Annotated in this window: 22 protein-coding genes and 1 pseudogene; 5 read left to right on the plus strand and 18 right to left on the minus strand. The window is 64.7% G+C overall.

Annotated features, from left to right (window positions below; genetic code table 11):
- Positions 1-95 precede the first annotated feature (95 nt).
- The 4 genes from NW75_RS12230 to NW75_RS26525 form a co-directional block, all read right to left on the minus strand.
- Positions 96-434, minus strand: coding sequence for a hypothetical protein (locus NW75_RS12230; protein ID WP_033965502.1), 339 nt, complete (start codon positions 432-434; stop codon positions 96-98).
- Positions 435-482: 48 nt separating this feature from the next.
- The gene (locus NW75_RS12235) at positions 483-797 is read right to left on the minus strand and encodes a hypothetical protein (RefSeq protein WP_310304392.1); all 315 of its coding nucleotides are present in this window, start codon (positions 795-797) and stop codon (positions 483-485) included.
- A 254-nt stretch (positions 798-1,051) separates the two neighbouring features.
- Positions 1,052-1,255: a hypothetical protein gene (locus NW75_RS26520; protein ID WP_231565173.1), complete on the minus strand. Its 204-nt coding sequence runs from the start codon at positions 1,253-1,255 to the stop codon at positions 1,052-1,054.
- Between the two features lie 109 nt (positions 1,256-1,364).
- On the minus strand, positions 1,365-1,892 hold the full coding sequence (locus tag NW75_RS26525) for an MBL fold metallo-hydrolase (protein ID WP_231565174.1): 528 nt from the start codon (positions 1,890-1,892) through the stop codon (positions 1,365-1,367).
- Positions 1,893-2,026: 134 nt separating this feature from the next.
- Here NW75_RS26525 and NW75_RS12245 point away from each other — a divergent pair, with 134 nt between their 5' ends.
- Entirely contained in the window at positions 2,027-2,731 is a 705-nt protein-coding gene (locus NW75_RS12245) for a helix-turn-helix transcriptional regulator (RefSeq protein WP_052192382.1), read from the plus strand.
- A 297-nt stretch (positions 2,732-3,028) separates the two neighbouring features.
- Here NW75_RS12245 and trmB read toward each other — a convergent pair whose 3' ends face one another.
- Complete coding sequence (gene trmB / locus NW75_RS12250; RefSeq protein ID WP_033965504.1) at positions 3,029-3,709, minus strand: tRNA (guanine(46)-N(7))-methyltransferase TrmB; 681 nt, start codon at positions 3,707-3,709, stop codon at positions 3,029-3,031.
- Between the two features lie 67 nt (positions 3,710-3,776).
- On the minus strand, positions 3,777-4,529 hold the full coding sequence (locus tag NW75_RS12255) for an EAL domain-containing protein (RefSeq protein ID WP_231565175.1): 753 nt from the start codon (positions 4,527-4,529) through the stop codon (positions 3,777-3,779).
- A 251-nt stretch (positions 4,530-4,780) separates the two neighbouring features.
- On the opposite strand from NW75_RS12255, the gene NW75_RS12260 reads away from it, so the two are divergent.
- Positions 4,781-5,419: a hypothetical protein gene (locus NW75_RS12260; protein ID WP_033965506.1), complete on the plus strand. Its 639-nt coding sequence runs from the start codon at positions 4,781-4,783 to the stop codon at positions 5,417-5,419.
- Between the two features lie 14 nt (positions 5,420-5,433).
- On the opposite strand, the gene NW75_RS12265 is transcribed toward NW75_RS12260, so the two are convergent.
- The 3 genes from NW75_RS12265 to lnt form a co-directional block, all read right to left on the minus strand.
- A complete protein-coding gene (locus NW75_RS12265; protein ID WP_033965507.1) occupies positions 5,434-6,513 on the minus strand; it encodes a hypothetical protein in 1,080 nt (359 codons plus the stop codon).
- Positions 6,514-6,582: 69 nt separating this feature from the next.
- Positions 6,583-7,806, minus strand: a complete 1,224-nt coding sequence (gene metK, locus NW75_RS12270) for a methionine adenosyltransferase (RefSeq protein ID WP_033965508.1) — start codon at positions 7,804-7,806, stop codon at positions 6,583-6,585.
- A gap of 76 nt (positions 7,807-7,882) precedes the next feature.
- Positions 7,883-9,304, minus strand: a complete 1,422-nt coding sequence (gene lnt / locus NW75_RS12275) for an apolipoprotein N-acyltransferase (RefSeq protein ID WP_331386145.1) — start codon at positions 9,302-9,304, stop codon at positions 7,883-7,885.
- 304 nt (positions 9,305-9,608) lie between these two features.
- Between lnt and NW75_RS12280 the strand changes: the two genes are divergently transcribed.
- Both NW75_RS12280 and NW75_RS12285 read left to right on the plus strand, forming a co-directional pair.
- A complete protein-coding gene (locus tag NW75_RS12280; protein WP_033965509.1) occupies positions 9,609-10,025 on the plus strand; it encodes a VOC family protein in 417 nt (138 codons plus the stop codon).
- Positions 10,026-10,035: 10 nt separating this feature from the next.
- Positions 10,036-10,338, plus strand: coding sequence for a polyhydroxyalkanoic acid system family protein (locus tag NW75_RS12285; protein ID WP_033965510.1), 303 nt, complete (start codon positions 10,036-10,038; stop codon positions 10,336-10,338).
- Positions 10,339-10,447: 109 nt separating this feature from the next.
- Here the strand turns inward: NW75_RS12285 and NW75_RS12290 are convergent, their stop codons facing one another.
- The 3 genes and pseudogenes from NW75_RS12290 to NW75_RS12300 form a co-directional block, all read right to left on the minus strand.
- Positions 10,448-11,773: a PQQ-dependent sugar dehydrogenase gene (locus tag NW75_RS12290; protein ID WP_033965512.1), complete on the minus strand. Its 1,326-nt coding sequence runs from the start codon at positions 11,771-11,773 to the stop codon at positions 10,448-10,450.
- A gap of 114 nt (positions 11,774-11,887) precedes the next feature.
- Positions 11,888-14,089, minus strand: coding sequence for a catalase/peroxidase HPI (gene katG, locus NW75_RS12295; protein WP_033965513.1), 2,202 nt, complete (start codon positions 14,087-14,089; stop codon positions 11,888-11,890).
- A gap of 123 nt (positions 14,090-14,212) precedes the next feature.
- Positions 14,213-15,246, minus strand: a pseudogene (locus tag NW75_RS12300) (bile acid:sodium symporter family protein).
- Positions 15,247-15,344: 98 nt separating this feature from the next.
- Between NW75_RS12300 and NW75_RS12305 the strand changes: the two are divergent.
- Complete coding sequence (locus NW75_RS12305; RefSeq protein WP_033965515.1) at positions 15,345-16,196, plus strand: LysR family transcriptional regulator; 852 nt, start codon at positions 15,345-15,347, stop codon at positions 16,194-16,196.
- 193 nt (positions 16,197-16,389) lie between these two features.
- Here the strand turns inward: NW75_RS12305 and NW75_RS12310 are convergent, their stop codons facing one another.
- The 6 genes from NW75_RS12310 to NW75_RS24485 all read right to left on the minus strand — a co-directional run bounded on the left by NW75_RS12310 (position 16,390) and on the right by NW75_RS24485 (position 19,913).
- A complete protein-coding gene (locus tag NW75_RS12310; protein ID WP_033965516.1) occupies positions 16,390-17,313 on the minus strand; it encodes a hemolysin family protein in 924 nt (307 codons plus the stop codon).
- A gap of 9 nt (positions 17,314-17,322) precedes the next feature.
- Positions 17,323-17,832 (minus strand): rRNA maturation RNase YbeY, encoded by a 510-nt coding sequence (gene ybeY / locus NW75_RS12315; protein ID WP_033965518.1) that lies wholly within the window; start codon positions 17,830-17,832, stop codon positions 17,323-17,325.
- 140 nt (positions 17,833-17,972) lie between these two features.
- Positions 17,973-18,302, minus strand: a complete 330-nt coding sequence (locus NW75_RS12320) for a type II toxin-antitoxin system VapC family toxin (protein WP_197057803.1) — start codon at positions 18,300-18,302, stop codon at positions 17,973-17,975.
- Positions 18,303-18,363: 61 nt separating this feature from the next.
- A complete protein-coding gene (locus tag NW75_RS12325; RefSeq protein WP_033965519.1) occupies positions 18,364-18,615 on the minus strand; it encodes a type II toxin-antitoxin system VapB family antitoxin in 252 nt (83 codons plus the stop codon).
- A gap of 57 nt (positions 18,616-18,672) precedes the next feature.
- Positions 18,673-19,677, minus strand: coding sequence for a PhoH family protein (locus NW75_RS12330; RefSeq protein ID WP_033965520.1), 1,005 nt, complete (start codon positions 19,675-19,677; stop codon positions 18,673-18,675).
- 89 nt (positions 19,678-19,766) lie between these two features.
- Complete coding sequence (locus tag NW75_RS24485) at positions 19,767-19,913, minus strand: hypothetical protein (protein WP_156143031.1); 147 nt, start codon at positions 19,911-19,913, stop codon at positions 19,767-19,769.
- Positions 19,914-20,019: the final 106 nt, after the last annotated feature.

Genomic DNA, 20,019 nt, shown 5'->3' on the forward strand with positions numbered 1-20,019 from the left:
GCGCTGTTCGCGGCGCGCCATTGGGACTCCCAAACCAGCCATAAGCGGGAGCCGAACGAACGGCAGGTTCCAGCCGCGTCGGGCGCGCAGCCCGATCAGCGTTGCTTCTTGGCCGTAGTCGCCGTGAAATCGGGAGCCTTGTTTGCTACCCAATCGACGAACTTGCGCACATTGGGGTTGGCCAGCAAGGCCTCCACATCGGCTCCATGGCGCTGGAGCTCGGAGTTGCTGAAGTTGGCGATCAGCGTTTGCTGGCAGATGGGGTGCATGGGGACAACATCGCGCCCGCCCCGGCTCTTGGGTACGGGATGGTGCCAGACTATGGTCTTGCCGGTGGGCCGACCGCAGAGCCAGCAGGGCACTATGGCCGGTGGGGCGTCATCGTCTCGATCCGAATCCAGATATGGATCATGCTTGGAATGTTTACGTGCCATGCGTCTATCGTGTCTGTCTGAAATCGCGCTGCCCCAAGCAGCAGTGCGTCAGGCTTGATAGCGCAACGTGTTCGAAAACCCATCATTCGCCTTTGTCATCTTCGCGATTTTTCGAAGGTTGGCTCGGATGTTGCGATCAAAGCGGCGGTCGTCATAGATGCCCGTGATCGGATACTCGTCCTGGGCGAGCAGTGTCTTGATGCGCGCAGCGAATGCCGCCTGGTCATCGGTGCCCCCAGGGGCATTCAGGCGGCGGCAGACCCATTCCTCGGCGGCGGCTTTGTCATAGTCGTCTTGGGCCTCATATCCTCGCTTATCCGCAGCCGCTTGCTCGAGCGTCGCAGCCTTGAGGCGGCTTTCCAACCACTTGCGAACGAGTTCGCTATCCCATGCCTTTGTCGAACTGCTCATCCTGCTTTCCAATCCTGATCCCGCGCTGAACCGGATCGCATCGAGTCGGGCGCGCCAGCCGCCGCTATAGACGTTCCAGCATGGCATGGTGAGGCAGGGGACCAGAGGACGGCATCCCTTGCTTTTCCGTCAGCAGGTGCGCGGCGTTCGGCGGTTGTCATCGGAACCAACATCATGGCAACCGCCTGCTTCAACAGTCCCTCACATCAGCGTGTCGGCTCCGGAAAGCGCGCAAGCTTCCCAACGTCTGCCGGGTCGTGCTGCACAATGATGGTCGCGCCGGTATTTGCTGCGAGCCTTTGCAAGCGATCCATCGACGCCAGGCTATCGGCGCGCTCGGTGTTCCAGATCGGCACTGCCGAAAGCGGCCATTGGGCTTCCAGGTGCACGACATCGCCGGTGAGGATCACGGCACCGGTCCTGGGGAGACGCACCAGCAGCGAGGATTCGCCGGGGGTGTGCCCCGGCGTGGCAAGCATCACGACCGAGCCGTCCCCAAAATATCCCGATCGCCTTCGATCAGGTCGACCTTGCCCCCACCGGTAAACCAGGGAGCGAGCAGGTGCGGGTCGGCGAACGGGATCGTGCCCCTATGCAGCGCCGCCCAATCCCGCGCGCGATCAGCAGCGTTGCTTTTGGAAAGCTCGCTGCCTGTCCGACATGGTCGAAATGATAGTGGCTGATCGCCAGCCGTCCAATATCGTCCGGGCGAATGCCGATCCGCGCAAGCTGGGTCGGCAAATCGACCGCGAGCGTCGGGCTGATCGGTTGCGCGTCAATCGGCGCGCCGCGTACGGTGACGGGCAACCCTGCGTCCCACAACAACAGCTCTTTGCCGTGGCGGATCAGGTAGCAACCGTCGGTCAGTCGGCGTGATTTCCCGGCATAGCTGCCGGCATCGGATAACGGCGAAGCGTCGTTCATTTCGATCTCGCCGCAATCCAGTCGCCACAGCTCGACCTCGGGAGCGGTCGGAGCGGCTTGAACGGGGGCGCTCGGCAGGAGCGAGACGCAACTGGCCAGCACATGCCACAACGTGAATTTCATGACGTGATCCTCGATTGATAGATGTCCGGAATGACGGCGCGTGCTCAGGGGCGTGGACCCGAACCGCTCGGTGATGCGCCCGAAACGCTCTGTCGGCCCTTGTTCGTGTCGCGGCGGACGCCGATGGTCAGCCCATGACGAATTACGACCCCACCCAGGAGGCACAGCGCGGCGATGTCGCACAGCGTTTTCCGCGCGGTGTGCCCTTCGCGATCCCCGCAGGTCTGAAAATCGATCTGGTCAACATTCCCGATCCGCAGAGCGGGCGGTACGAATCGATTTGCATCACGGTCGATGCGCCGCTGCGCCAGTCGCTGCGCGCCAGTCTGAACGGCTTGCCCGATGGCCCCAGCATCCCGGGCAGCTTTGGCATTGCGCTGTCCGCCGATCTGGTGGAGGCCTATGGACATGCTGCGAGCGCGCTGGCGGCCCCAGAGGCGGCCACGGCCGAAGCCGTGGCGCGCCATCGTATCGTGGAAATTCTGTTGTTGCTCAGCGGCACGCATGTCGGGCGGATGCTCGTCGCTGTCGATCGCGCCGAACAGCTCGAAGCCATCGTATATGCGGACCCTTCCTATGCCTGGCGGGTCGAAGAGGTCGCCGGTATGCTTGGCATGGGGGCCTCTACGTTGCGCCGTCACCTGAAACAGGCAGGCACGTCGTTTCGCCAGGTCTGCCTGTCCGCGCGCATGGCGACGGCGGGATCGCTTCTCAGCGCGCCGGGCTATTCGGTGACCCAGGCCGCCCAGGCTGCGGGCTATGCGTCACGCTCGCATTTCGCGCGTCAGGTTCGGGCCGCGCACGGAGTGGCACCGGGGCGGTTGCGCAGCGTGGCTTAGCGCGAGCAAGCGGCCCTCGGGACGATTTGCCCCGCCATCGGCGCCGTCACCGGGATGGGCGGTCCCGTTCCCGCCGCTTTGGGGAGTCGCCGCGCCGGTGTTGCCGGTGCCACTGCCGGGCCGACTGCGGCTCGCGCGGTGGTCGCGGCATTCTCGACCTCGACCTGCGGGCTCCGGCAAGCTTGGCGGATCTTGGCAACCTTACACCCGGCGATTTCGCGGTGGTGGCGCGTCAGCAAGGCGGGAACTTGTCGTATGGCTATGATATAATTACCAAAATCCTGCGATATTGCAGCCTTATTTACGTCGAAAGGTGAAATACCACACCTCGCGCCCCTGGCGGCGCGCCTTGCGTTCGTAGCGGGTCTCGGGCCAGTCCTCGGGGCGGTTGAGGAAGTCGGCGGGCTCCCGCGCGGTCCACACGAAATCGCGGCGTTGCCCCATCACCATCATCGCCCAGCGGCAATAGGTCGGGTCGTCGGTGCCGAGGCGGAACTCCATGCCCGGCTTCAGCTTGGCCGCGATCAGATCGAGCGGGCCGTGATTGACCATGCGTCGCTTGGCGTGGCGGGCTTTGCGCCACGGGTCGGGGTGCAACAGGTACACGCGCGACAGCGAGGCATCGGGCAGGCGCTCGAGCACGTCGAGCGCGTCGCCCATGTGCAGGCGGACATTGTCGAGATCCGCGTCGCGGACGTGCCCCAGCGCGCCGACCACGCCGTTGAGGAAGGGTTCGCAACCGATAAAGCCCGTGTCGCGCCGCGCGGTCGCTTGCCCGGCGAGATGTTCGCCCGCGCCAAAGCCGATTTCGACTTCGAGCGGGCGATCGCTGCCGAACAGCCGTGTCGCGTCGAGCGGCCCGTCGGTCGGCACGCTGATTTGCGGTAGCAGGGTTTCCACCAGGTCGGCCTGGCCCAGGCGCAGTTTATGGCCCTGGCGGCGGCCATAGAGGCGGCGGGTCGTCATCGGATCGGTCATCGGCGCAGGCTCTAGCGAGCGCGCAGGCGGCTGGAAAGCGCCGTTTCCTTCGCGGGCGCGGTCGCGGTCAGGCTGCGTGCGCGAGCTCGGGGCGAACGAGGCGCCCGATCTGCGGTCGCGCGAAATAATAACCCTGCATGTAGCGCACACCGATGCCGCGCAATTTGTCATATTCGGCGCGCGTCTCGACCCCCTCGGCAATCACCTTCACGCCCAGTCGCGAAACCAGATGGAAGGTTTCCTCCACCACCAGCCGCCGCGCCCAACTGCCGCACAAACCGCGGATCAGATCGGGCTGGAGCTTGACGGCATCGGGCAGGAAGCGGCTCATCAGCGTCAGCCCCCAATCGCCCGATCCAAAATCGTCGATGATGGTGGTCATTCCCATCTTGCGATAGGCGCGCGCGACACGCTCCAGATGCGCATCGTCGAGCCGCTTGCACTCGCTGAATTCGAAGGTCAGTCGCTCGGGCGGGAATCCCGTCTCGCGCGCTGTCCGCAGTGTGCGCTCGCTGTCGGCGACCGGATCCTCGATCGCCTCGGGCAGGAAGTTGATCGATAACAATGCGCCGGTGGACATGATCCCGGCGGCCACGGCCTGGCGGATCGCAGCCACGCGGCATTGCTGGTCGAAGGCATAGCGGGTCTCGGGCGTCACCCGCGCCAGCATTTCCGGGGCACCTTCGCCGTTGGGACCGCGCACCAGCGCCTCATAGGCACAGGTACGGTTCGCCACGACATCCATGATCGGCTGGAACGCCATGACGAGGTGAAAGTCATGCTCCTGCTCTGCATTTGGACGTGCGTGTTGACCGGACAAGAGACGTTTCCTCTGGTGACCCTTGTCTATTGATAGACGCTACGACGCCGTAACGGTCGGCTCGTGCGGTGGTTATTTTCGGGGTAAGTTTGCAGTACGCGACGATCGGCGGATATTTTCGGCGATCGCGGTGCCCAAAGACGTCGGCCGAGAACAGGCCGGCGATATTAAGATAATCTTCATCGTGAACGCTAAGTATTGGTAGAATAAGTAAGTATAAGCCCGTCGGTATTGGCAACGGGGGCTTATCGATGAAATTTTCCCATTGGGCGGGAATCGTGTTCGCGTCATGCGCACCCGCGATTGCCGAGGCGCAATATACGGTACAGTGGGCGGCTCCGGCTGCGGTCACCTCCACCACGGCGTATTTACCGATGGGAACGCCGCTGCAATTGACCACGCGCACCGAGCTTAACACCAAGGACAATCATGCGGGCGACCGCTTCTATCTCGAAGTGGCCGAACCGCTCGTTTATCGCGGGCAAGTGGTGGTGCCGGTCGGGTCGATCGCGGTGGGCGAAGTGATGCGCGCCGAACGCAACGGGCATTTCGGCAAGCGCGGCCAGCTCGATATCCGGCTCGATTATGTGCAGACGCCGAACGGACCAATCCGCTTGTCGGGCCGCACCGCGCGGCAGGGCAACGGGCAGGGCGCGCTGGCAATTGGCGGTGCGCTGTTCATTTCCTGGCCGATGCTGTTCATTCACGGCACCAGCGGCAGGATGCCCGCCGATACGGTGGTGACAGCGTACCTCGCGGACGATCTGCGTTTCAATGTGCAGGCAGCCTCGACGCAAGCGGTGGCGGTCATGCCGGATAGCGAGCAACAGGCGCGCCGAGCGCCGCCCGCGCGGTTTGATCCGTCGGTTTTTTCGTCAAACCGACCGTAGGGGCTTAACCGGGGCTATTTCATCACCCCGCTATCGATCTGAATGTCGCGCTTTTCGCCCCAGGTCGTGGCCTTGCTTGCGAAATGTTCCTTGCCGACGATTTTGAGGGCTTGGTCGGGGGGCGGCAAGCGATCGCGCGGGATGTAGCTGCCCGCCGCGGCAACTTCATATTCGGTCACCGACCAGGATGCCTTCGCTTTGGTGTCGAGCAGCGCCGAGAGCGTGTCGGGCTCGACCATCAGGCCGCGACCGGCATCCTGATAGGCGATGAGATAGCGATCGGTGGTGCCAACCGGGCGATACACCCCGCTGCTGCCCATGCCGATCGAGGCGGCGAGGTCGCGGCACCAGGTCACGGGCGGTGGCGGAGGTTCATCCTTCGCCATCTTCTGCTTCTCGTCGGTCGATGCGCTCGACAGCAAGGCACCGAACAGCAGCGCACTGCCCATCGCCTTGCTACGGTTGATCGGTTTCGCGTCGCCCGACAGCGCGAGCGCGGACGTACAATCTGCGACCGGCACGGCGGCGGGCTGTGGCGCGATCTTCTGCGGCCAGCCGAGCGCCGCGACGACCGCGCGGATATGCGTTTCCAATGTCGCGCCGTCCAAGGTCTTCGACGAATAGCGCACCGACACGTACCAGTCGGCCCCCAATGGCATGAAGGCGATTGCCGTGCTGCGATACGGGCCCTTGCTGACGCTGTAACTGTCGATCAAGCCGCTGGCAGTGCCCTGGCCGGGCGGCGTGAACGCGGTCGGGGTGTGCAGCGGCACCAGCCCGCCATAGATGTCGCGGTGGCTTGCGACCCAGTCGATCCGGTCGAACCACAGCGGCACCGATCCGCTGACATTGCGGAACACATAGACCGTCAGCGTATCGCTATTGCTGGGATTGTCGAAGCTCAGCGCCTCGTCGAGATCGGGGACGTAAGCGACCGCAGACGTGCGCTGCAAGCCATCGAGCGTGGTTGGAACCGACAGGCCGGAGGGTTTGTGACGATAGGGCTCGGTCGCGCCGAGCGTCAATTGCGGGGGCTGTTGGGCGATTGTGGGCGAAGCGACGCACAGCGCGATTGCAGCCAGTAAAAGGCGCATGAAAAACTCCCCCGGAATCGCCAAGCGATACCGGGGGAGCCTAAAGTCTCAGCGATTTACCGCAAGCTGTTACGCGACAGCGGCCTTCAGGGCGTCGACCAGATCGGTCTTTTCCCAGGTGAAGCCATCGGCGTCGGGCTCGCGACCGAAATGGCCGTACGCCGCGGTGCGCTTGTAGATCGGGGCGTTGAGCTTCAGATGCTCGCGAATGCCCTTCGGTGTCAGGCGGACGAGCTGCGGCAGCACTTCCTCGATCTTGGCTTCGGTAATGCCCTCGGCACCGGTGCCATGCAGGTCAACATAGAGCGACAGCGGCTCGGCAATGCCGATCGCATAGCTCAACTGGATCGTGCAGCGGCGCGCAAGGCCAGCGGCCACGACGTTCTTCGCCATGTAGCGCGAGACGTATGCTGCCGAGCGATCGACCTTGGTCGGATCCTTGCCCGAGAATGCGCCGCCGCCATGCGGCGCTGCGCCGCCGTAGGTGTCGACGATGATCTTGCGGCCGGTGACGCCCGCATCGCCATCCGGACCGCCGATTTCAAACGCGCCGGTCGGGTTGATGTAGATCTTGGTCGCGTCGGTGACGAAGCCCTCGGGCAGCGTCTCGGTCAGCACGCGCGAAACGTACGCATGCAGTTCATCGTACAGCGCCGGGTTGGCATTGTCGCCCTGCAAGCAATAGCCCGCCTTATGCTGGGTTGAGACGACCAGCGCGGTCGCGCGCACCGGCACTTCATTCTCATATTCCAGCGTGACCTGGCTCTTGGCGTCGGGCTCCAGGAACGGGGCCGCGCCCGAATGGCGGTCAGCCGCCATGCGCTCGAGGATCTTGTGGCTGTAATAGAGCGTCGCGGGCATCAGGCCCGGCGTCTCGTCGGTGGCGTAGCCGAACATGATGCCCTGGTCGCCAGCGCCTTCGTCCTTGTTGGCACCTTCGTCCACGCCCATCGCGATTTCCGCCGACTGGCCGTGCAGATTGTTGTGGAAGGCGAAGGTTTCCCAATGGAAGCCCGACTGTTCGTAGCCGATTTCCTTGACCGTGTTCCGCACGGCAGCTTCGATCTCGGCGAGCGCGCCCTCGGCCCATTCGCCATTCTCGTACACGCCCTTGCAGCGGATTTCGCCGGCCAGCACGACGAGATTGGTGGTGGTCAGCGTCTCGCACGCGATGCGCGCATAGGGGTCCTTGCTCAGGAACAGATCGACGACGGTGTCGCTGATCTGGTCGGCGACCTTGTCAGGATGGCCTTCCGAGACCGACTCGGATGTGAAGAGAAAACTGGAACGCATGTGTTGAGATCCTCAATGGTTGAGGAGAGCTTTGGCCGTTGCCATGCCTGATATAAAGCTTTCCTTATATGATGCCCTATCGTGCGAAACGTCGCAATGCAATTGCCGACAGGAGGAATGCGGCACCAACAATTAGTGCTATCAGGTTGCCCAACCGCGCGAACAGGGTGGGGGGAGCCGCAGGCGGGATCGGCCGTTCGATCGCGCCCGGCCTGTCCGCCGGGATCGACGCGAGCACGCGGCCCTGCGCATCGATGATCGCCGAAATGCCGGTCGGCGTGGCGCGAATGACGGGCAGCCCCTCCTCGATTGCGCGCATCCGCGCTTGCGCCAGATGCTCGGCCTGGCCCCAATAGCCGAACCAGCTGTCGTTGGACGGCTGGAACAAAAAAGGCCGGGCGGTGGCCGGGCTCGACCACCGCGCCCGAAAAATGATCTCGTAGCAGATCTGGAACCCCACCCGCCCGAAGGCGGGCAGGTCGAGGCCGCCAACGCCCCTGCCTGCCGAAAAATCGAAATCGCCCGGCACGAGGCGCGCGAGGCCGATCGCCGAGAGCAGCGGTCGCGCGGGCAAGTATTCGCCGAACGGCACCAGATGCCCCTTGTCGTACCGCCCGAGGATGCGCGCGTGCGCGTCGAGCGCGAAGATCGCGTTGGTCGCGCTGGACAGCGTCCCCGCCGAGTCGAACATCAGCGCGTTGCCACCCGTCAACACCACGTCCTTCGGGCCGAGCAGCGCCGCGATACGGTGGCGCGTCTCATACGGCGTTGCTTCCCAATAATATTGGCGGGGATAGCCATCCTCGGGCAGGAAGCGCAGCGCGCCCTCGGGCCACACGATCAAGCGCGGGGCGGGGCCGGGCTTGCCGCTCAGCCGCGCGAGCTGGCGCAAATTGGCCTCGGCATAATCGTCGCGCGGTCGCTGTTCCTGGTCGAGATCGGGCTGGACGACGCGCACGCGCGGGGCGGTGGCGGTCATGCGGGTGGGGGCGGGTTGCTCCAGCGCGGCCATGCCGAGGAGTATCGGCAGCGCGAGCATGGCCGTGCTCGTCCGCCACTGCCGCGTGACGGCGAGCAAAACGGCACCCGCCGCGAGGACAGCGACCCCCGACAGGGCGTAGGTGCCGAGATAACGCGCGCTCGCCGCGATTGGGGTCGGCAACCACATCTCCGACAGCGGATTCCACGGATAGCCGGTGAAAAGCGTCCCCCGCAGATATTCGGTGGCGATCCAGGCGGCGGCGAAGCTCAGCACATAGGGCGCATCCGGGCGAGCCCCGCGAAAGCGCCACGCCACCCCCGCCGCCGCCATCGGAAAGATGCCGAGATACAGCGCCATAAGCCCCGGCGCGATCCAGCCGAGCGCGTGCGGCATCGCGTCCTGATAGGTAAAGGCTTTGGCGATCCAGTTATTGCCGATCAGGAAATGCCCAAAGCCGAACAGCCACCCGCGCCACAGCGCCGCGCGGATGCCGCGAGCCGCGTGGACGATCCCCATCACAGCGCCAGGCAGCCAAGCGTTACCGGCCATAGATCCAGCGGCGCGAAGCCGACTGCGGCGATCCCGCCGAGCAGGAAGGAGAAAAGCGCGGGGCGTTCGGTCATGCCTGCGCTATCGCGTGATCGCGAGAGCGACGCAACCAATCCTCCCTGGAAACGGGGAGGGGGACCGCTCGGCTCCTTCAGCCGAGTGGTGGAGGGGGCGTGCCACGGGCACAGCGCGTGCGGAGGCCCCCCTCTACCCTTCGCTACATGCTCAGGGTCCCCCTCCCGTGCCGGGGAGGATTTGGTACGGTCCCTCCATGACTCGCCCCTTCCACCTCGCTTTCCCCGTCCACGATCTCGCCGCCGCGCGCGCCTTTTACGGCGGCATTCTCGGCTGCGCCGAGGGGCGCAGCTCCGACGCCTGGATCGATTTCGATCTCCATGGCCACCAGATCGTCGCGCATCTCGATCCCGCCGCGAAACCCGTCACCGTCTCCAACCCGGTCGATGGCCATGACGTACCGGTGCCGCATTTCGGCGTGGTGCTGACCATGGCCGACTGGCAGGCGCTCGCCGATCGGCTGACGGCAGCGGGGACACGCTTCGGCATTGCGCCGCATATCCGCTTCGTCGGGCAGCCGGGCGAGCAAGCGACGATGTTCTTTTATGATCCCAGCGGCAACGCGCTCGAGTTCAAGGCGTTTGTCGATGACGCGATGCTGTTCGCGACGTAAAGGACCGGACATGAGCGAACCGATCATCGTCGAATTTCCCCACCACCTCGGGCTTGAGGCGGCGCGCGCGCGCGTGGATGGCGGCATCGGCAAATTGGCCGCGATGTTTCCCGGCGGCGCGGCGGTCGATCACCGCTGGGAGGGCGACACGCTCCACTTCACCGTCGCGGCGCTCGGGCAGCGCGTCGCCAGCCGCCTGACCGTGGCCGCGGACAAGGTCCGCGCCGAAATCGACTTGCCGCCCTTCCTCGCGCTCTTCGCCGACAAGATCCGCGCGAAACTCGCCAAGGAAGCGCCCAAGCTGTTGGAATGATCCGTCACTTCGGGCTCGTCCCGGCATCCACCGCGACGCATCTCCTGCGGGGGATCGTCTTGGCGCTCGGTGGGCCCCGGCACGAGGCCGGGGTGACCGGGGTGAGGGGTTACTTCGCGCTGACCCGCCAGATCGTGTTGCCCACATCATCCGCCACCAACAGTGCGCCCGTCGCATCGGTGATAACCCCAACCGGACGCCCCTGCGCCTGGCTCTTGGCGTTGAGGAAGCCCGTCAGCACGTCGACCGGCTTGGCACCCTTTTTGGGGAAGCCGAGATCGCCGAACGGCACATAGGCGACCTTATACCCCGACACCGGCACGCGGTTCCACGATCCATGCTCGCCGACGAACGCGCCATTGGCGAAGTTCGGGCCCAGCTTCGCGTCATTCGCGAAGGTCAGGCCCAGCGCCGCTACGTGCGGGCCCATCGCGAAATCGGGGCGTTTGGAATATTCCTGCAGCGCCGGGTTTTCGGGCTTCACCCGCGCATCGGGATAGCCGCCCCAATAATACCAGGGCCAGCCGAAATTGTCGCCCAGGCCAACGCGGGTGATGTAATCGGGCACGATGTCCGAGCCCAGCATGTCGCGTTCGTTGACCGCGACCCACAGTGCCCCCGATTTGGGCTCGAACGCCATCCCCTGCGGGTTGCGCAAGCCAGCCCCGAACACGCGGAAGCTCTTGGCGACCGGATCGACCTGCAGGATGTTGGCGCGGTATTTTTCGGCGTCGAGCCCATTTTCGGCGATGTTGGTCGAGGAACCGACCCCGACATAGAGATATTTGCCCGCCGGATCGGCCAGCAAGGTGCGCGCCCAATGGTTGCCGCCGCCGCTCAGCGGAATGACCTGTTCGGGCTTGGCGGTGATCTTGGTCTCGCCCGGCGTGAACGGCACGCGCAGCAGCGCATCGGTATCGGCAATGTAGAGATAGCCGCCCATCAGCGCCATGCCGGTGGGGGAGTTGAGCCCGCCGATCAGCACCGTCTGCAGCTCGGCCACGCCATCGCCATCGGTATCGCGCAGCAAGCGGATGCGGTTGGGTGAGGCGACACCGGCACCGCCCTTTTTCAACAAATACCCCATCACTACGTCGGCGATGCCAGCGACCTTGCGCGGCGGCGAGTTGGTTTCCGCAACCAGAATGTCGCCATTGGGCAGCCGATAAAGCCAGCGCGGATGGTCGAGCCCATTGGCGAAGGGCACCACCTTAAGCCCCGGCGCTGCCACCGGCGTGGCACCGTCCTTCCACCCGACCGCATCGGCAACGGCAACGGTCGGGATGGTCTGGTCGCGCGGGGCGGAGATGGTCGGGCGTTCGCCCTCGACCTTGGCGATCGGCAGCGTCGCCACGTCGGGCTGCACCGCCCACCAGATGACGGCTCCCGCGAGGACGATGACGATCGCGAGGATGATGAGGATGTGTTTGCGCATGGCCCCAAACTAGGGGGTGGAGCGGGGGAGGGGAAGGCGATTCTGCCCGCTTGAACGGGAAAGGGCCGCCGACGTGTGGTCGACGGCCTTTCTCGGTTCAGCGGATCGACCGGATCACGCCACGTCGAACCGGTCGAGGTTCATCACCTTGGTCCACGCCGCCACGAAGGCGCGGACGAACGCCGCCCCAGCATCGTCGGTGGCATAGGCCTCGGCCAGCGCGCGCAGTTGCGAGTTGGAGCCGAAGATCAGGTCCACCCGCGTGCCCGCCCATTGCTCGGCTCCGGTTTTGCGGTCGCGCGCGACGAACACACCGTCCTCGCTTGCGGTCCACTTCATCGCCGTGCTGGTCTTGAGCAAATTGACGAAGAAGTCGTTGGTCAGCGTCTCCGGTCGATCGGTGAACACGCCGTGGTTGGAGCCACCGAAGTTCGCTCCCAGCACGCGCAGGCCACCGACCAGCACCGTCATTTCCGGCGCGGACAGCGTCAGCAATTGCGCGCGGTTGACCAGCAATTCCTCCGCCGAATATTGCGAAGGCCCGCCGACATAGTTGCGGAAGCCATCGACCTTGGGCTCCAGCGGCGCGAAGGAATGCGCGTCGGTCTGTTCCTGCGACGCATCGGTGCGCCCCGGCGTGAAGGGTACGGACACGTCATGCCCGGCCTTTTTAGCCGCCGCCTCCACTGCAGCATTGCCGCCCAGCACGATCAAATCGGCCAGCGAGACGGTCTTGCCGCCCGCATTGAACCCCGCCTGGATCGCCTCCAGCCTGGCCAGCGTCTCGGCCAGCTCGACCGGCTCGTTGACCGCCCAATCCTTTTGCGGAGCGAGCCGGATACGTGCGCCATTCGCCCCGCCGCGCTTGTCGGTGCCACGGAAGGTCGAGGCCGAGGCCCACGCCGTCTTCACCAGCCGCGAGATCGACAGGCCCGAGTCCAGGATCTGTGCCTTCAATGCCGCCGCATCGGCTTCGTCGATCAGCGGATGCGTAGGCGCGGGCACCGGGTCCTGCCAGATACGCGGCTCGGCGGGGACTTCCGCCCCCAGCATGCGCACGTGCGGCCCCATGTCGCGGTGGGTCAGCTTGTACCACGCCTCGGCAAAAGCGGTCGCGAACTGGTCGGGGTTTTCGTGGAAGCGCTTCGAAATTGGCCCGTAAATGGGGTCCAAACGCAGTGAGAGGTCGGTCGTCAGCATCGTCGGGCGATGCTTCTTGCCCGCGATATGCGCGTCGGGCACGTCTTCCGCCGCATCCTTGGCGACCCACTGATGCGCGCCCGCCGGGCTTTTGGTCAGTTCCCACTCATGGCCGAACAGGTTGTCGAAAAACAGGTTGGTCCATTTGGTCGGCTGCTGCGTCCAGGTCACTTCCAGGCCGCTGGTGATGGTGTCCGCGCCATTGCCGGTGCCATAGCTGTTGGCCCAGCCCAGGCCCTGCTGCTCGATCCCGGCACCTTCGGGCTCGGGGCCGACATATTGGTCGGGCACGGCGGCACCGTGCGTCTTGCCGAAGGTGTGGCCGCCCGCGATCAACGCGACGGTTTCCTCGTCATTCATCGCCATGCGCGCGAACGTCTCGCGAATGTCGTGCGCCGCGAGCACGGGGTCGGGGTTGCCGTCGGGGCCTTCGGGATTGACGTAGATCAGCCCCATCTGCACCGCCGCCAGCGGATCGGCGAGTTCGCGTTCGCCCGAATAGCGGCCGCCGGGCTTGTCGCTGGTCTGCAGCCACTCGCGCTCGGCCCCCCAGTTCACGTCGGTGGCGGGTTCCCACACATCGACGCGGCCACCGGCGAAACCGGCGGTCTTGAAACCCATGGATTCCAAGGCGCAATTGCCGGTCAGGATCAGCAAATCGGCCCAGGACAAAGCCCGCCCGTATTTCTGCTTGATCGGCCACAACAGGATACGCGCCTTGTCGAGATTGGCATTGTCCGGCCAGCTGTTGAGCGGGGCGAAGCGCTGCTGCCCGCTGCCCGCGCCACCGCGCCCGTCGCCAATGCGGTACGTGCCCGCGCTATGCCACGCCATGCGGATGAACAGCGGCCCATAATGGCCGAAATCGGCCGGCCACCAGTCCTGCGATTCGGTCATCAGTGCGAAGATGTCGGCCTTCACCGCCGCCAGATCGAGGGCCTTGAACGCCTCGGCATAATCGAAATCGGGGTCCATCGGGTCGCCGGCTGGCGGGTTCTGGTGGAGCACGGTCAGGTCAAGCTGGTTCGGCCACCACAGGCGGTTGGTCATTTCGAACAGGACGGCATTGCCATCCACCTTGCCCCCACCCATCGGGCATTTCGTTTCGGCATTCATGGCAGTCTCCAATGCGGCTTCTGGTTGGCTTTCGCAGAGGATGGCATGGCGCGCTTGATCGGAGAAATGGATTAATCCGCGTAGAGTGATCGGGCGGCTAATATAAACGCGGGCGCGGTGGCATCATGCACTGGTCAAGATGCGAACCGGGCTCGGCTGCGCGGCGGCCGGCGGCGCGTCTTCGATCGGCCGCTTGGCATAACGACGCGCCAGCGTCGCGCAGACGAACAATTGCGCCTGGTGGAACAGCATCAGCGGCAACACGATCAAGCTGACCGCATGCCCGGCGAACAGGATCGTCGCCATCGGAATGCCGCCCGCCATGCTCTTCTTCGATCCGCAAAATACGATTGCGATCTCGTCCTCGGTTGAAAATCCCAGACGGCGGCTGAGCAGGGTGGTCACGGCGATGATGATCGCCAGGATTATCAGGTCGACCGCCAGCACGATCACCAGGTCGGACACCGACAGGCTGGTCCACACGCCCGCGACGACGCCGGCGCTGAACGCGGCATAGACCACCAGCAGGATAGATCCGCGATCGACCACTGCGGTCAGTGTGCGGTGGCGCAACAGCCACGCCCCGATCCACGGCCGCACCGCTTGCCCGGCGACGAACGGCAGCAGGATCTGCAAGGCGATGCCCTCGATCGCCGTGATCGAAAAGCCGCCCCCGGCCGTGGACAGCAGCACCGCCACCAGCACTGGGGTCAGCACCACGCCAAGCAGATTGGAGAGCGAGGCACTGCACAATGCGGCGGGCACATTGCCGCGCGCGATCGCGGTAAAGGCGATCGAGGATTGCACGGTCGAGGGCAACAGGCACAGATAGAGCAGGCCCACGCCAATGTCGGGCGGCAGCAAGCCCCGCACCGCCCAGGAGGCCCCCAGCCCGATGATCGGAAAGATCACGAAGGTGCTGGCGAACACCAGCGATTGCAGTCGCCAATGCGAAATCCCCGCCCAGACCGCTGCGGGCGACAGCGCGCGCCATAGAGGAAGAACAGCAACCCGACGGCCACCGTCACTGCGCTTTCCGCCAGCGGCTGGGCGGTGCCGCGCGCGGGCAGAAGGATGGCGAGCCCGACCGTGCCGATCAACAGCAGCAAATACGGGTCGATCGGGGAACGCGCGATTAGCGAGCGGACAGTGGGCATGGCAAACATCCTGAAGGAGGCCCCGCCGACTTAGGCGGCTAACTGCTTACGCACAATTGTGATGGCAGCAATAACAGTTATCATCTATCATGATGACTATGGATGCCGTCCACCCCGATTTGCTGGTTGCTTTCGTGACCGTGGCTGAGACGGGCAGCTTCACTGCGGCGGCGCGCGTGCTCGGCACGCGCCAGTCGACCGTCAGCCAGCAAATCAAACGGTTGGAGGCGACCCTGGGGCGCAGCCTGTTCGCGCGGGACACCCACAGGGTGGCGCTGACGGTCGATGGCGAGACCTTGATCGATCCTGCCCGACGCATTCTCGATGCCTATGGCGCGCTGGAGCGGCAGGTATCCGGCACCCCGTTGCGCGGGCGCCTGCGCTTTGGCGCGTCCGAGGATTTCGTGCTGTCGGCGCTGCCCGATGTGCTGGCCAGTTTCGCGCGGCGCCACCCGGAGGTGGATTTGGTGGTGACCGCAGGGCTCAGCCAGAATCTCTACGATGCGTTCGACGCCGGCACGCTCGATATCATCTTCGTCAAACGTCGCTCGGGCGATCCGCGCGGCGTGACGGCGTGGCGCGAAGCGGTTGAATGGGTATCGCGCCCCGGCTATCAGCCGGATGCGGAGGGTGCGCTGGCGCTGTTGCTCTATCCGCCCCCCAGCGTCACCCGCGCCATGGCGATCGCGACGCTCGATCAGGCGCGGCGACCGTGGCGCGTCGCCTTCACCAGCGCCAGCCTCAGCGGCTTGACCGCCGCCGCGCGCGCTGGCCTCGGCATGATGCCGCATTCGCTGCGCTTGCTGCCAGCGGGCTTGGCTAGAATTACCGCCGATGCCGCGCTCCCCATATTGCCCGAGATGGAATTCGTGATCATCGGTCCTGGGCGCGGCGAGCCCGTGGCGGAAGCACTGACCAAATCGATCCTGTCCTGGGCAAGCGCCGGATAAGGCATGGCGCGGCGGTGCCGGGCGGCTCTACCCCTGTCCTACATCGCGGCGCTTATGCCATGCTCCCCCGGCAATGATGGACCCCGCAGACAGCCTGTAACCATCGCCCCGGAGGGAGGACGAACGATGGCGTTTACGCCTAACTTTCCCCTAACTTTCCGGCTTGCGGTGGGGCGCGGGGCAGGGGGCCTGGTTAGGCGTGCTCTGGCTCGGCCTTGGGCGGATGCAGTCGCACGCCCAGCACGCGGCGCGTGTCGGCGGCGGTGATTTCCAGCGTCCAGCCGCTGTCGTGCACCAGGCATTCGCCGACATGCGGCATGTGCCCGGCAAGCACCGCAGCGAGGCCGCCGATGGTGTCGATGTCGCCATCCACCTCGGCCAGGCGCGGGTCGATCGTCTCGCCGACATCCTCCAGCTCGGCGCGGGCATCGGCCTCCCATGCGCCCCCATCCAGCGGCACGAGCAGCGAATGCGGCGCATCGTCATGCTCGTCCTCAATGTCGCCGACGATCTCCTCGATCAGATCCTCGATCGTAACCAGCCCCTCGGTCCCGAAATACTCGTCGAGCACGATCGCAAGATGCACGCGCTTCTGGCGCATATCGGCCAGCAGATCGAGCGCACCACGCGACATCGGCACATAGAGCGGCTCGCGGATCAGCGCGGCGATGCTCGCCGGATGCTCGGCCCCGGTGGCGAGGATCGCGAACACGTCCTTGATATGCACCATGCCGATGATCGTATCGAGCTTTTCGCGATAGACCGGCAGGCGGCTATGCCCGGCCTCGGCGAACAGCCGCACAAGATCGGCGAAGCTGGTCTGCTCCTCGACCGCGACGATGTCGGCGCGCGGCACGCCGACATCGCCCGCATCGCGCTCGCCGAAATGGAGCAGGTTGCGCACCATCGTGCGTTCGAGCGGGGAGAGGTCGCCCTTGGCGTCGGGTGCCGGGTCGTCCTCATGCGCGTCGATCGCTTCTTCGAGCGTGGCGCGGAGCGACTCGTCGCCCGAATGACCCGAAATCCAGCTGCGGAAACTCCGCCAGATGCTGGTTTCGTTATGCGGGGCACCGCCGAGATGGCTGGCGGTGCCGGTCGTACTTTGGCCGTCGGGCATGGCGGTCGTTTAGTCCTCTTCGAGACAATAAGGGTTGGCGATCCCAAGGGCGGTGAGCGCGTCGATTTCGATCGCCTCCATCGCATCGCCCTCCCGATCGTCGAGATGATCGTACCCTAGCAAATGCAGCGTGCCATGCACGATCAAATGCGACGCATGATCATCGACGCTCACGCCTTTTTCGGCGGCCTCGCGCACGCACGTCTCATAAGCGAGCACGATGTCGCCGAGCAGCACCTCGCCATCGTCGCTATTCTGGTCGATCGTGTCGAGCAGATCGGCCTGCACCATCGGGAAGGACAGCACGTTGGTCGGCTTGTCCTTCTGGCGATACTGCGCGTTGAGCGTCTGCACCTCGGCATCGTCGGTCAGCCGGATCGAGATTTCGACCGTGGCGGTGACGGAGAGCAGGGGGTCGTGCGGCGTGCGCTCGATCGCCGCCGTCGCGGCACGGGTGGCAAGCGCCTCCCAATCCTGCTCGGGCCAGACATCTTCGCGCGAAAGGGCGATTTCAAGCATCAGGCCATGTCCGTATTTGCAAAGTCGTTGCCCGTGTAGAGCAATTTGGCGTCGTTGGTTTTGGCGCAGGCATAAGCGAAGCAATCGCCCATGTTGAGCTCAGCGGGATGTCCGCTGCCCTTGCTGCAATTTTCGTAAGATCATGCGAGGTCCGTTAGGGCGAAATCATTGCCCTTATAAAGAAGTTCGGCTCCGCTCGTCGTCGCCGAGGCATAAGCGAAGCAATCACCCATATTCAGGCTCGCGGGGCTGCGGCCTTTTCCATAGCGTGCGTAGGCGTCTATCGCGACTTGCGTCTCTGCAAACGAGACGGGATTGATACGTATCACGCGCTTGTCGACGAAGTTTCGCACGACTTGGTTGGCCACATCGGGGGCATATCCATAGGAGCGGCAAAGCGCCGCGACCGTTTCCCAATAGGCAATTGCGGACGCATTCGCTCGACATGACTGTCGACCCGCTCGGCCAATGCGACGGCCTCCTCCTCACCCGCGATCATGGCCACAAGGGCCGATGCGTCGATCAAAATGCTCACAGATCGCCCGATAATTCGTCAAAAAACGTCTTGTCTGCCAACAGTCCGGTAGGGGGCGGAAGGGGGTGGTCCCGCCAAAACTGCTGTAACCACTCGGGCGCATTCGGATGACGATCGGCGCGGTTCATATTGGCCTCAATCGCCTGCAAAGCCTTCTTTACCGCGCCCGTTTTACTCAGGCCGAGTCGAGTTGCGACCCGTGCTGCCAATGCTGTCGTGTCCGGATCCTTGATGTAGAGCGATGCCATCGTGCGTCTCAGTATATCCGGGATATTGAAATAGTATATCCTAAGGTGCCCCAAAAATCAAGCATCCTTCCCCTCATACGCCTCGACGATGCGCCCGACGATCGGGTGGCGCACCACGTCGCCGCTGCCGAAGCGGCAGATCGACAGGCCTTCGACGCCCTCCAGCCGACCGACCGCGTCGTTCAGCCCCGACGCGTTCATCCCGCCGGGAAGATCGGTCTGCTTGGGATCGCCGCACACCACCATGCGGCTGTTTTCGCCAAAGCGGGTGAGGAACATCTTCATTTGCGCAGGCGTGGTGTTCTGCGCTTCGTCGAGGATGATGAAGGCATCGGCCAGCGTGCGCCCGCGCATGAAGGCGATCGGCGCGATCTCGATTTCACCGCTGGCGATGCGCCGTTCGACTTGCTCGGCGGGCAGGCAGTCGTTGAGCGCATCGTAGAGCGGGCGGAGATAGGGATCGACCTTCTCCTTCATGTCGCCGGGCAGGAAGCCGAGCTTTTCGCCCGCCTCCACCGCCGGACGCGACAGGATCAGCCGCTGCACGCTGCCGGTGATGAGCTGCGCGACGGCTTGTGCGACCGCGATATAGGTCTTGCCGGTGCCCGCTGGCCCAAGCGCGAAGATGATGTCGTTGTTCAGCAATTGCCGCATGTAATGCGCTTGCGCGATGGTGCGCGGCACGATCGTCTTCTTGCGCGTGCGGATCATGATTTGCGGCACCGCGCCGCCACCGGCATCGGCCTGGATGATCCCGGCGAGCGTCGGCTCGCTCGACATGGCGATGACCGCGTCGATCAGGCCGGGATCGACCACTTCGCCGCGCACGATGCGGTTGTAGAGCCCGTGCAGCACATCGCGCGCCTGCGCCACCGCTTCGGCGCTGCCCTCCAGCCCCACCTTATTGCCGCGCGCGGTGATATAGACGCCGAGCTTGTTCTCCAGCGCGAGCAGATTCTGGTCGAACTCCCCGAACAGTTGCGCCATCAATTGGGGCCGGTCGAACACCAGTTCAGCGCGACTACGATCACCGGATTGCGCGGGGACAGGCTTGCGGCTCATGCGTTTCCTTTGCTCTGTTGGGTGGGCAACACTTTAGGAAGACAATGCGAGGCCGCGGATCGCGTGCTTGATCGGGGGGCGGGCAGATATCAGCGTCGCAGCCCGATACGCTCGAGCACGATGCGTCCGCCCGACAGCAGGATCATGCCGACACCCGCCGCGATATAAACCCACAAGGCCACCGGATTGCGCTTCCATTGCGGCGGAACGAGATCGGTTGGCGCGGGCTTCGACATGGCCCCTATTTGGGCTTTTTGTTAGGCGGTGTCGAGGGGTGTGTGCGGCTCCCCTCCCTGAAAGGGAGGGGCTGGGGGTGGGTTGGGTTTGAGGCGGGCGTCCGGG

The sequence above is a fragment of the Sphingomonas sp. Ant H11 genome, from assembly GCF_000797515.1.
GTDB lineage: Bacteria > Pseudomonadota > Alphaproteobacteria > Sphingomonadales > Sphingomonadaceae > Sphingomonas.